Source organism: Solwaraspora sp. WMMA2056, assembly GCF_030345095.1.
Classification (GTDB): Bacteria; Actinomycetota; Actinomycetes; order Mycobacteriales; family Micromonosporaceae; genus Micromonospora_E.
In genome coordinates, this window is sequence record NZ_CP128360.1 from 3162915 (window position 1) to 3175562 (window position 12648).

Below are 12648 nucleotides of genomic sequence, written 5' to 3' on the forward strand. Positions count from 1 at the left end.
CGCCTGATGAGTCGAGGCAGTCTCGTCCGGCTGGTGATGCTCGCGTTGCTGTGGGGGTCAGGGTTCCTCTGGATCAAGCTGGCGCTACGCGGCTTCACCCCGGTGCAGATCGTCCTTGTCCGCCTGGCCCTCGGTGCACTGGTGCTGATGCCCGTCGCCCTGCACCGGGGGCTGCGGTTCCCGGCCGACCGGTCGACGTGGGGGCATCTGTTCGTCGCGGCGTTGGTCGCCAACGCGATCCCGTACACCCTGTTCGGCATCGGTGAGCAGACCGTTGGCTCCGGTGTCGCCGGGGTACTCAACGCCACCACGCCCCTGTGGACGGCGCTGATCGCTTTCGTCGTCGGAGCCGACCGCACGGCGACGTGGTCGCGGGGAGCGGGACTGACCCTCGGCTTCGTCGGCGCGGTGGTCATCTTCACGCCGTGGAAGTCGGCGAGCGAGGTCGCCAGCTGGGGAGGGCTGGCGATCCTGGCGGCATCCGCCAGCTACGGAGTCTCCTACGTCTACATGGGCAAGTTCCTCACCAACCGGGGAATCCCGCCGATCATGCTCTCTGCCACACAGTTCGTCGCCGGAACGATCCTGATGATCCTGGCTCTGCCCCTCGGCGGCCTGACCGTGCCAGACCTGCGCTTCGACGCGGTGGTCAGCCTGCTGATCCTGGGTGTCCTCGGCACCGGGGCCGCCTACGTGCTCAACTACCGGCTCATCACCGACGACGGACCTACCGTGGCATCCACGGTCACCTACCTGCTGCCGGTCGTCGCGGTGATCCTCGGATTCCTGGTCGTCGACGAGCAGGTGACAGCCTCCATGGTCCTCGGGATGCTCCTGGTCCTGGCGGGCGTCGCGCTGGTACAGCGCCGACCTCAACGGAGCAGAGTCGCTGATCCCCTGCCACTCGGGAGGAACCGAAATGGTCGTCGTTGACCCGGACTTCGTCCGACTGATGCGCAGACTCCGACAGGAACACGGGATGTCGTTCCGGGATCTGGCAAAGAAGGCGTACTTTTCACGCCCGTATCTGTGTGAGGTCGAGAACGGCAAGAAGCCGCCCAGCCTGCATCTCGCCAAAGCGCTGGACGCCTGCCTCAACGCCGAAGGCCAGCTCATGCGACTCGTAAAAGCCACTCCCGATGGCCAGGAGCGCGAATTCCCATCCCGATCCGCAGTGTCCGGCGACGGTCTGGACCGCGACGTCGAAGCGGGGAGAACGCGCTCGACGTGGTTCACGCAGATGAGCGGACCAGCGCTCGTCAGCGCATCCCAATGGTCGCAGGTCGCGACGATGCTCTACGACGTCTTCGTCCGCAGTCGGCCACCGCTCATGCGCCTCGGAGCAGATCGGTACGCCAACCCCTTCCTGCGGGAACAGAACCTGACACCGTTCGCTGCCGAGTCAACCATGCAGGGACGTACACCACGTGTCGAATGCCTCGCCGTATCCCGACAGCAGCCGCCGAGCGACGTAGCCGCCATGCTATCCCTGGGCTTGGGCGACCCCGTCACCCTCCGAGAGAACAGATACCTTGCCGACGGCAAACCCGTCCAACTCGGCTACAGCTACCTGCCGACGAGCGTAGTCGGAACCTCGGCCCTTGCGACCGAACTGGACTTGGGGCCAGGCGGGACCTTCGCTGCCCTCGAAAGACTCGGATACCGGACCGCGCGGATCAGAGAACAGCTCAGCACCCGATTCCCGACCCGCGACGAGGCAGAGGCGCTGAAACTCCCGCCCGGTGTGCCCGTCATCGTCCTGCTGCACGTCTCCTTCGACTCCGGTGGCTTCTCGTTCGAAGCGACTCGCTACATCATCCGTTCCGACGCCATGGCGGTTCGGTACGTGGCGCGGGTCTCTGACTGATGCGGCAACTGTCTACGACGCGTTGAAGATGCCCCCTTTAGCGGGTCAAAACTGACCTGACTTGAAGGGCTAGTTCGTCGAGAGCCTATTCCCTGCTGTAGTGCTCCGTCAGGCTGCGCGACAAATATAGAACTTGCGTTCGAACTTGCTTCCGTGTCCATTCGACTTCGTCGGCACCCTGTGCGGTGGCGTTGTGTCGCATGTTTCCTGCGGCTCCGGCACAGCGAGAGCACCATTCGCGGTTAATTACTTCATCCGCAGGCAGTGGTCGTCCAAAAACGTAAGCCGCCAGTGGGCCGATGAATGGAGTCCGACCGAGATCGCCCGTATCAATCCAATGCTTCACGGACTGGCAGCCGAATGGACTTCCCCAGTGCTTGAGTAGGCCACCTCCACCCGATGAATCGACCACGCTGCAAGTAGGCATTTGAAGGCAATAGAGCTCGGGCTCGCTGTGTATGTTCGGCGCAATAAAATGGCTTCCTGCATCGCTCTTGTGGCATCGCTCGCAGAAAAATGGTCGTCCATCGGCGTGGATGACGCTGTTGGCGAGCGCTATTGCTGCAGCTTGATCCTTCTCGCTAGGGGCGTCTGCGTCACCGTAAGTTTCCCCGGGCTCACTAAGCCACGGGTGCTGCATGTATCGGCCGTAACCTTCGCTGCGGAGCCAGGCATCGTGGCTTGGCGACCAGCGAACTCGTCTGCCCGAACCCTTTGCATGGTCGAGCACCACGGCATAGAAACCTGAGAACATCTCCCGTGCATCGCCTGACCGGCCGGAGCGGCCGAGGTTGTCTGTCACATCACCGAGTATGCCGTCTCGCTCACTGTGGTACGGGACTGTCCGGAGAGGTCCTCAAGCCGATGGTGCGCATGATCGGGGCGGTGTCGGACCAGGGTGGACAGCCAGAGTGGCTTTTACAAGCGAGGGGTTGCAGGTTCGAAACCTGCCGTGCCCACCTATCCCGACCAGCGACGGGGCAGGTTCGAGGGCCCGCCCGTCCGGCCCCCGGTGGAGTCAGATCGACTCGCGGCCTCGACTCCCGCCTGAATGATTGCCGGATGAGCTTGAGTGACACCGACCCCCTGTTGGTGGCCGTCCACCTGGTGGTGACTGTGTGTGGCCTCCTTCTGGTCGTACTCGGTGTCCACACCGCGATGACGCGTCGATCGCCCCTGTCTAGGTTTCGCTTCGTTCGACCGACGGTGAGCCAACGGTCCCAGCCGGTCCGCAACGGTTGGTGCCAAGCGTTGATCGGCGCGGGTCTGTTCATCCATCAGGTCCCGTTCCTTGTCCCGATGCCGCATTGGCTCGGAACCGCCCTGTTTGCGGTGGCGCTGCTCGTCGTGTTCACCGCGTTGGGATGGTTCGCCCTGGTTCGGCGGCAGGGCTCAATAGCATCGCGGCAGTGGACGACAGACGCTTGCGCGACCGGAGTGGCTGGCCCAGGTGCGGGATCGGATCGACGGCCGGCTCGACGAGCTCGGGGTGCGGCGGATCGCCGCCCGCCAGCCCGACGCAGTGCCGACGTTGTTGGTGGCCGACCCGCCGCCGGTTGGATGCTGATGGCGGACGCGGGGGAGACGCTGCGGGTAGTGACGCAGTCCGAGCGGAGCCTGGACCGGTGGCGGGATGTCCTGCCGCGCCACGCCGGAGTGCAGCTCGACCTGGCCGACGACGTCAACGACCTGCTCGCGCTGGGGTCGCCCGACCGGCGGCTCGCCACCCTCCCGGACGCGTACGCACGGATTATCGACGAGGTCGGCGCGCTGCGGCGTCTGCGCGACGCGGTGCCGATGGTGGCCGAGCTGCGTGCCGAGCCTGCGGAGTACGGACTGCCGGAGTTGCCGCAGCACGACGACCTGCACGACGTGCAAATCTTCGTTTGCGACGGCCGCCACCTCATCATGGACTGGGGTGACGCCTGCGCGTCGCATCCGTTCTTCACCCTGTCGGTCACTGTCGAAGGTGTGCTGGCGTCGGGGTTGGACGACGTTCAGGACTCCGTAGACCCCGGCCCCGTTCCCGGACGCGTATCTGGCGCCGTTGTGTCGACCGGTTCACTGGCGACCTGGTTGCCGCTACTCGGGTGGCGCTGCGGCTGGGCTGGGTCTGTCGCGCGGTCAACGGACATGTGCCCGGCGACGACAAGCAGACCCTGACCCGGCTGTGGATGCTCCACGACGGCCGGCCATAGTCCGGCCTTGTGGTCGCCGATCACAGACGGTGACGGTTGTTCCAGGTCGCCGGTCTCGACGTCGATCTCGTTCCAGGACGGACCGCAGACCGTGGCCGGGACAGGACCTGCCGGCCCGGTTGTCGCCGCAGTCCAAGTGGCCGGTCGACGACAGTCGCGATGACCAGTCGGAGCACCGTGGAGTAGCGTGGCGCCCCTATGTCCTGATTGGCACCGGAGCTGGGGACGACGTGCGGCGAGCGGCGCCCGCGCTGGCGGGGCCGGCCGGGCGGGCCGTTGCGGTACGAAGGAGACACGTCGTGCAGGTGAGACTCTTTGACGATGTCTCGATCCTCCGACGTGGTCAACCACTCAGTGCGCCGCCTGGCAAGGCCCTTGAGCTGTTCGGCTACCTGCTCATTCATCGGAACCGGACGCACACCCGCGAATCCATCTCGGAACTGCTCTGGCCGGGGGCCGAGCCCGGCGTTGCCCGCAAGTACCTGCGCCAGGCACTGTGGCGGCTCAACACGAGCATGCAGGACCAGCCGAACGACCAGCGCCCGGCGAGCGAACTCGTCGTCATCGACCCCGGCTGGGTGCGGATCAACCCGGAGGCGTCCTGTTGGCTGGACGTGGACGCGTTCGAGGAGAGCTACGCGGCGGTCCGCGACGTGCCCGGCGGAGCGCTCTCCGACGACCAGGCCCATACGGTCGAGCACGCGCTGGAGCTCTACCGTGGAGACCTCCTCGCCACCTGGTACCACGACTGGTGCGGTGCCGAACGGGACCGGCTACGCGACACCTACCTGTCGATGCAGGAACAGCTCATGGGCTACTGCGAGGCCCGTGGTCTCTACGCCAAGGGCGTGGACCTCGGTCAGACCGTGCTGCGCCACGACGCGGCGCGTGAGCGGACCCACCGCCAGCTGATGCGGCTGCACTACGCCGCCGGTGACCGGATCGCCGCGCTTCGTCAGTACGATCTGTGTACGTCGGTGGTGGACGAGGAGTTCGGGGTGCGCCCGTCGGTGGACACCACGGTCCTCTACGAGCAGATCCGGGCGGACCGGGCGGCGGACATCCGACCGGGAAGCGGCCGATCGGTGCAGACTGTCGGCGTATCCACGATCGCGCCGGCCGCTTCCGGCGGCAATGATGTACCGGTCGGGGACAACCGGGACGAGGTGCGGGGATCCATGGACGGTGCGGGGTACGCCAACTCGACGGAGCACCTGCTGGCCGAACTCGCCCGGCTCGACCTGGTGCTGGGTAGGCAGGTCAGTCGGGTCCGGAAGGCCCGACCCCGGCCCGGCGGTGAGCTTTCCACCTTCTATGTCTCCGAGGCCGAGGCCGACGCGTTGCTGGACGGTGTACCCGACTGGGCGCCGCCGGGCGACGACGACCCGGGGACCGCGGCCGAGCTGGACAAGTTGTCCCACGAGATCGGCGAGCGGGTGGCGCAGAGCCTGCGGGACGGCGTGGGTCTGCGGCTGGTCGCGCTGGCCGGAATGTTCGACCTCGCCCCGTTCGATGTCGAAGTGATCGTGGCCTGCCTCGCGCCCGAGATCGACCGGAGCTACGAACGGCTGTACGGCTACCTGCACGACGATCTGACCCGCCGGCTGCCGACGGTCGATCTCGTTCTCACGATGTTGTGCGCGGACCGTCAGTCGCGGATGGCCGCGCGAGCCCGGTTCGCGCCGTCGGCACCGTTGCTCCGGCATCGGCTCGTCACGTCGACTGAGGACCCGACCGCACCGGTGCACTCACTGCTGGGTAACAACCTCCGGTTGGACCCACGGGTCGTCGGTTTCCTGCTGGAAGACGACGACGTCGCCCAGCAGCTTCAGCCGTACGCCCGGATCGTCGCACCGACCCGGACCCTCGACGACCTGCACTTCCCGGCGGAGTTCGGAGCGGCACTGGCCCGGTTGAGCGAGCACGCCGGCGACGACCTGGTGGTCTACTGCCATGGGGACTACGGCGTCGGCCGGCGCAGCGTCGCGGCGGCGTGTGCGCGCCACTGGTACGCGCCGTTGCTGGTGGTGTCCGCCAATCCGCTGGCCGACCGCCCGTTCGACGAGTTCGTCACCCTGGTCGGCCTGGCCGAGCGGGAGGCCCGGCTGCAGGGCGCGGTGATGTGCTGGGCGGACGTCGACCCGTTGCTCGTCGAGCAGGCCCGGCCACGACTGTCGCTGCTGCTGTCCACCCTGGCGGCGTACCCTGCTCCGGCGTTCCTTACCGGTGACACCTCGTGGGAGCCGGCCGACCTGCCGGCGGGCCTTACCTTCGCCCGGCTGGAGTTTCCCGCGCCCGGCTACGCCGAGCGGCTGCGCATCTGGGACGGCGCGCTTGCCGGGGCGGACCGAGACACCCTGGACCAGGACACCTTGGACCTGGCCGCCGTCGCCGGCAAGTTCCGGCTCACCGGCGGCCAGATCCGCGACGCCGCGGTGACCGCTCACAACCTGGCGTACACCCGTGCACCCGGCGCGCCCCGGATCACCCAGGCCGACCTGTACGCGGCATGCCGGCTGCAGTCCAACCGAAAGCTGGCCGACCTGGCCCAGCAGATCACGCCGCACTACGGCTGGCATGACATCGTGTTGCCCGCCGACCGGATGCAACAGCTACGGGAGATCGCCAACCAGGTCCGCTACCGGGCTCTGATCTACGAGTCCTGGGGGTTCGAGCGCAAGCTGGCCAACGGTCGAGGGCTGGCCGTGCTGTTCGCCGGCCCGTCGGGCACCGGCAAGACGATGGCCGCCGACGTGCTCGCGCACGAGCTCGGCCTGGACCTCTACAAGATCGACCTGTCGACGGTGGTGAGCAAGTACATCGGTGAGACCGAGAAGAACCTGTCCCAGATCTTCGCCGAGGCCGCCACCAGCAACGCGGTGCTCTTCTTCGACGAGGCCGATGCGATGTTCGGCAAACGCTCCCAGGTCCGCGACGCGCATGACCGGTACGCCAACCTAGAGGTCAGCTACCTGCTGCAGCGGATGGAGCAGCACGAGGGAGTGGTCATCCTGGCGACGAACCTGCGGAAGAACCTCGACGACGCGTTCACCCGCCGGCTGCACGCCACCGTCGACTTCCCGGTCCCCGAGGTAGCGGACCGTCGCCGCATCTGGGCGCAGGTCTGGCCCGAGCAGGCGCCGCTCGACGTCGACCTCGACCTGGATCTGCTGGCCCGGCAGGTCGATCTGCCGGGCGGAAACATCCGCAACATCGCTCTCGCTAGCGCCTTCCTCGCCGCCGCCGACGGTGGCAAGGTGACCATGGCGCATCTGATCCACGCGACCAGACGTGAGTATCAAAAGATGGGCAAGATCCTGTCGGCGGGGGAATTCGGCGCCGACCTATTGAACGGGAAGGTCGCCGCTGATCGGCGCTTCTGACGAGACTGTGGAGGGTTCGACGTGCATTCGGCACAGCACGACAGCGGCGTGGCGCACCGGTCCCCGGTGGTGGCCTCCGGGTCCGGGTCGGCTCCGCGTCGACCCGTCGCGTCTCGCGACGCGTTGCAGCGGCGGTACGGCAATCGTGGCGCGGGGGCGATCATCCAGGCGAAACTGAACGTCGGGCCGGTGGACGATCCGTACGAGCGGGAGGCGGACCGGATCTCCCAGCTGGCGTTCGGGTCGTCCGTGCAGCGTGCCCCGGAGGCGATCGGTCGGGTGCGCACGCCTACCGGTGGTGCGGCGGATCCTGGCCTCGCGCGGGCGGTGGACCGGGCGCGGGGCAGCGGTGGGCGGGCGGTGCCCGGCGGTGTGCGGGAGCGGATGGAGCGGGTGTCGGGGGCGGACTTCAGCGGGGTACGGGTACACGTCGGTGCCGAGTCCGATCGGCTGAACGACACGCTCGGGTCGAGGGCCTTCACCGTCGGCGCCGACGTGTTCGTACGCCGCAGTGAGTACCGGCCGGGCAGCGCGCGGGGTGACGCGCTGCTGGGGCACGAGCTGACGCACACCGTCCAGCAGGGCGCCGCCGGACCGTGTACCACCGGGCCGACGCCCACGGTGGGACCCGCTCTCGCGCAGCGTAAGTTCGGGTTCGAGCTGGAGCTCCATCATGTGCCGTTGTTCAGCCGGCGGGGCGGGGTGGAGAGCACGCCCAGGAAGAACGCCACGGCGGTTGCCAGCGGCAAACGTTTCGAGGCGCATGTCGACCACACCCCGGACCTGGACTCCACCGTCGTGCCGGATGCGCTTCGTGGCGCCGGCCAGCCGGCCCCGATCCTTGAGCTCGTGACCGGACCGATGGATGAGTTCAAGGATTCCGAGAGCACGGTGCGTGGCGTCATGAACCGGCTCGTGCAGGTGGCGACGCACATCGAAAACCAGGCGCTCACGCCGAACACGAACGTGGCGCTGGACGGTGTCCCCGGCCTGACCGCGAACCCTGCCGGCGTGAATTTCGTCGGATACCCGAACGGATCCACCGCCCCGGCGGGAACGCTGACGGGCGCGCACGCACATGTGCAGGCGACCTACGGACTGTCGGTCACCCAGATCAGCGACGAATTCGCCGACCGGGCAGCGCAGCCGACGGCGCCCGGGACGGGGCAGTACAGGTTGGCGACGTACAAGGTCGCCCTGGGTGCGGCCAACACCCGAGCTGGTGACGTTGTTCAGTGGATCCAGAACAACATCGATGACGACTACAGCGACGCGGCGCTTGCCGAGGCGCGCGGACTGTTCGCTCTCATCATCTACTATCTCACTGTCGGTAGAATGAACCGGTGGACCAGGCTGAACAAGAACCATGCCGGCATCTTTTTCTACAAGACGAGACTCTCCACGGTCAGAAACCAGATTGTCGATTCGTATCCCGAGCTCGAGGGGCTCTTTGGCAACGACGATCTCGTCGAGGAACTACTGCGGCTTACTGGGCGTGACTATGTGCAACCAGTCTTTCCGGGCATGAAGGAGCGGTTGGCCCCCGGTGTCGCCCTGGACGTCATGTGCGGCGAGTGGGTCGAGGGGGTCCTCGCCGGAACGGGCGACAAGGTCTTCGACACCTCCGCCAACGGTGGTGCGAACGCCGTTGAGCTGGTCACGCCTCGCGTCGGCCGGGGAGCCGCGCGGGGGACCGGTGTGGTCGTCGAGAACCGGCGGTTCGCCCAGACCGAGGGGCACGCCTACCTGCATACGTACCAGCCCAACGAGTGGGCCGACATGGCGGTCCGGGTCCGCAACAGCCTGCGCGACAGACAGGGGTACGCGCAGAGGGAGGTCTCCAAGGCGGGAGAGATCTTCAGGGGGCTGTTCATCTCGTGACTGTGGCGGTCGGGACAGCCCGATATTCGTGTGGCGCTATTCACATTGACATGTGAATAACCAGGTCAAAAGCCCTTTGTCCCGTCGCCCAGGATCCTCCGAGGCGGTGCGGTAGACGCCGACGCAGACGCTCGTGGGACGCCCGCCTGGTAGACCTGTCGACCGGCGCGAACGACGCAATTGAGGGCGGGACAGGGCAGTGTTTCACGATCTGGACGCATCGCTCGCCGCTCTCGTGCAGGGCGAGCTGGCGTTGCCCGGCATCACCATCAGCTTCGCCACGCCTGACGACCAGTTCCCGCCCTCCGGCGTCACCCTGCCCGCGATCGCGTTCTTCCTCTACGACGTGCGGGAGAACCACGAGCTGCGGACCAACCAGTGGGAGAACACCCGGCAGGAGTCCGGGATGATCACCCGCCGGCGGGTGCCGGCCCGGGTCGACTGCTCCTATCTGGTCACCGCTTGGCCCAACGACAGTGCACCCAACCCGGCTCAGGACGAGCACCGGCTGCTCGGCGACGTACTGCGGGTGCTGCTGCGCCACCGGGAGATCCCCGCCGACTACCTGCGGGGTGACCTGGCCGGTCAGCAGCCGCCGCTGCGCGCGATGGTCACCGCCGAGAGCCAGCTGCAGGGAATCGGCGAGTTCTGGCAGGCCATGGGCGGTCGACCCAAGGCGGTTCTGCACTACAGCGTCACGCTCAGCGTCGACGTGTTCGAATCCACGCCGGTCGGGCCCGAGGTGACCGAGACGGTTGTCCGGGTCGGCCAGGGCGTGGGCCACGAGTCCTGACGAGGGGGAGTACCCACAGATGCCGCAGTATCTAGCGCCGGGCGTGTACGTCGAGGAGGTCCCCTCGGCGATCAAGCCGATCGCCGGAGTAGGGACCAGCACCGCCGGGTTCGTCGGTGTCGTCGCAGACGACGTCACAATGCCGCTGCTGCCCGGTCGCGTCGGCGTGACGGCGGACGGCACCCCCGTGCCGGCCGACTTCCACGTGGTGGCGCCCGCCGGCGAGGCCCAGTTGGTCGACGGCTGGGAGACGTTCAAGAACCTCTTCGGCGACATCCAGCCGGGCAACCGCACCCTCGCCCACGCCGTCTACGGCTTCTTCAACAACGGTGGCGGCCGCTGCTGGATCACCCGGGTCGCCGCAGCCGCCCCCTCCGCCCCCGCCGCCGACGACGCTGCCGATGACGACGACGCCGACGCCGACGCTGCCGCCGACACCGCCCCCGCTGCCGCCGACACCGCATCGTCGGACGACGACCTGATCGACGCGTTGGCGACCTTCGCCGCGATCGACGAGATCGCCCTGGTCGCGATTCCCGGCGCGGTGAGCGACGCGGTGCAGACCGCGCTGCTCGACCACTGCGAGAACCAGTACCTGCAGGACCGGTTCGCGATCCTCGACGGTCGGCAGACCACCACGTTGACCAAGGAAGCGATCCAGGGCGAGGTCCGGGACAGCAGCTACGGGGCGATCTACTACCCGTGGATCGACGTGGGCACCACCGACGCCGACGGCAACAAGGTGTACCAGCCGCCGAGCGGGCACATCGCCGGGGTGTACGCCCGGGTGGACACCGAACGCGGTGTGCACAAGGCGCCGGCCAACGAGGTGATCCGGGGTGCGCTGGGCGTCGAGGCGCTGGTCAGCAAGCAGCAGCAGGCTGGGCTCAACCCGGACGACATCAACGTGATCCGCAAGTTCGGCGGCAACATCACGATCTGGGGTGCCCGTACCCTCGCCGGCAAGGATCAGGCCGAGTGGCGCTACATCTCCTCCCGGCGGCTGTTCAACTTCCTGCGTGAGTCGATCGACGAGGGCACCCAGTGGGTGGTCTTCGAGCCGAACGCGCCGGAGCTGTGGTCGAAGATCCGGCGTAACGTCGGTGCCTTCCTGACCACCGTGTGGGCCTCCGGCGCGCTGGTGGGCAACACCCCGGAGCAGGCGTTCTACGTACGCTGCGACGAGACCGTCAACCCGGCCGCGGTCCGCGACGCCGGCCAGCTGGTGGTCGAGATCGGGGTGGCGATGGTACGCCCGGCCGAGTTCGTGGTGTTCCGGATCAGCCAGTGGGCCGGCGGAATCCAGTAGTGGACAGCCGGACGTGACCGTGACCCACCAGGTGACACCCGGTGTGCACCGGCAGGACGTGTTCCCGCCGCCGCCACCGACCCAGCTCACCGGGGTGCCCGCTTTCCTCGGCCGGGCCGCCGCCGGCCCGTACACCCCGCAGCGGCTGACCCTGTGGCCGCAGTTCGAGGCGATCTTCGGCGGTGCGACCTCCGGCGACGCCCCGGACGGCTTCCTGGCCGACGCGGTCCGGGGGTTCTTCGACAACGGCGGGACGATGTGTCACGTGGTCCGGCTGCCCCGGGCGCTGTCGCCCGTCGAGGCGGTGCAGGAGGGCCTGGCGACGTTGGACGACCTGGACGATGTCGACCTGGTCTGTGCCCCCGACATCGTCGCCGCCGCGCCGTGGCCGGTCGACAAGGATCTCGCCCCGGTCGTGCAGGCGCAGCAGGCGATGCTGCGGCACTGCCGGCAGCGCGGTGACCGGTTCGCGCTGCTCGACGGCGTCCCGGCGGTGGACCCGGCGGCAGTCGCCGAGCAGTCCGCAGCGCTGACCGGGGCCGACGGTGCCTTCGGTGCGCTGTACTACCCCTGGCTGGGCGCGTCCGGCACCGACGGGCGGCTGCGTCACCTGCCGCCGTCCGGGCACGTGGCCGGCGTGTACTCCACCGCCGACCAGCGGGTCGGCGTCCACAAGGCACCGGCGAACACCGTGGTCGAGGGCGTCGTCGACCTGCAGGTGCAGCTCACCGCTGCCGAGGTCGGCACGCTGTACGGGCAGCGGGTCAACTGCCTGCGGGCGTTGCCCGGCCGGGGCGTACGGGTCTGGGGCGCGCGTACCCTCGGCGCCGACCCGGCCTGGCAGGACGTGACCGCCCGCCGCCTGGTCAGCACCATCGGCCGGTGGATCGAACAGTTCATGACCGGCCTGGTCCACGAGCCCAACGACGTCCGGCTGTGGGTGCGGATCATGCGGGAACTCACCGCGTACCTCGACGGGCTGTTCCAGCGCGGTGCCCTGCAGGGCCGCACGCCCGCCGAGGCGTTCTACGTCAAGTGCGACCACGAGACGAATCCACCTGCGGCCATCGAGGCCGGGGTGGTAGTGACACACATCGGAGTGGCACCGACCGCGCCGGCCGAGTTCATCACCGTTCGCGTCATCCACGGCGCGAGCGGGGTGACGGTCGGCGTGGCGTGACCGGTGCGGACATCAGTCGGTGCGGACAAACAGTGAG

The 12648-nt window shown here is 68.0% G+C and carries 8 protein-coding genes; all 8 read left to right on the forward strand.

The window, feature by feature from the left end; translation table 11 throughout:
- Positions 1-6 precede the first annotated feature (6 nt).
- The 8 genes from O7608_RS14500 to O7608_RS14535 all read left to right on the forward strand — a co-directional run bounded on the left by O7608_RS14500 (position 7) and on the right by O7608_RS14535 (position 12611).
- On the forward strand, positions 7-933 hold the full coding sequence (locus tag O7608_RS14500; RefSeq protein ID WP_289210469.1) for a DMT family transporter: 927 nt from the start codon (positions 7-9) through the stop codon (positions 931-933).
- Entirely contained in the window at positions 920-1867 is a 948-nt protein-coding gene (locus tag O7608_RS14505; RefSeq protein WP_289210470.1) for a UTRA domain-containing protein, read from the forward strand. The genes O7608_RS14500 and O7608_RS14505 overlap by 14 nt, the downstream gene beginning before the upstream one ends.
- A 1560-nt stretch (positions 1868-3427) precedes the next feature.
- Complete coding sequence (locus tag O7608_RS14510; RefSeq protein ID WP_289210471.1) at positions 3428-4030, forward strand: phosphotransferase; 603 nt, start codon at positions 3428-3430, stop codon at positions 4028-4030.
- A 340-nt stretch (positions 4031-4370) separates the two neighbouring features.
- Positions 4371-7448 carry an AAA family ATPase gene (locus O7608_RS14515; RefSeq protein WP_289210472.1) on the forward strand — a complete coding sequence of 1026 codons (3078 nt, stop codon included), beginning with the start codon at positions 4371-4373 and terminating at the stop codon, positions 7446-7448.
- Between the two features lie 21 nt (positions 7449-7469).
- Positions 7470-9329, forward strand: a complete 1860-nt coding sequence (locus O7608_RS14520; protein ID WP_289210473.1) for an eCIS core domain-containing protein — start codon at positions 7470-7472, stop codon at positions 9327-9329.
- Between the two features lie 199 nt (positions 9330-9528).
- Positions 9529-10122: a Pvc16 family protein gene (locus O7608_RS14525; protein ID WP_289210474.1), complete on the forward strand. Its 594-nt coding sequence runs from the start codon at positions 9529-9531 to the stop codon at positions 10120-10122.
- Positions 10123-10141: 19 nt separating this feature from the next.
- Entirely contained in the window at positions 10142-11431 is a 1290-nt protein-coding gene (locus O7608_RS14530; protein WP_289210475.1) for a phage tail sheath family protein, read from the forward strand.
- Positions 11432-11444: 13 nt separating this feature from the next.
- Positions 11445-12611, forward strand: coding sequence for a phage tail sheath family protein (locus O7608_RS14535; protein ID WP_289210476.1), 1167 nt, complete (start codon positions 11445-11447; stop codon positions 12609-12611).
- The last annotated feature ends 37 nt before the right edge of the window (positions 12612-12648 follow it).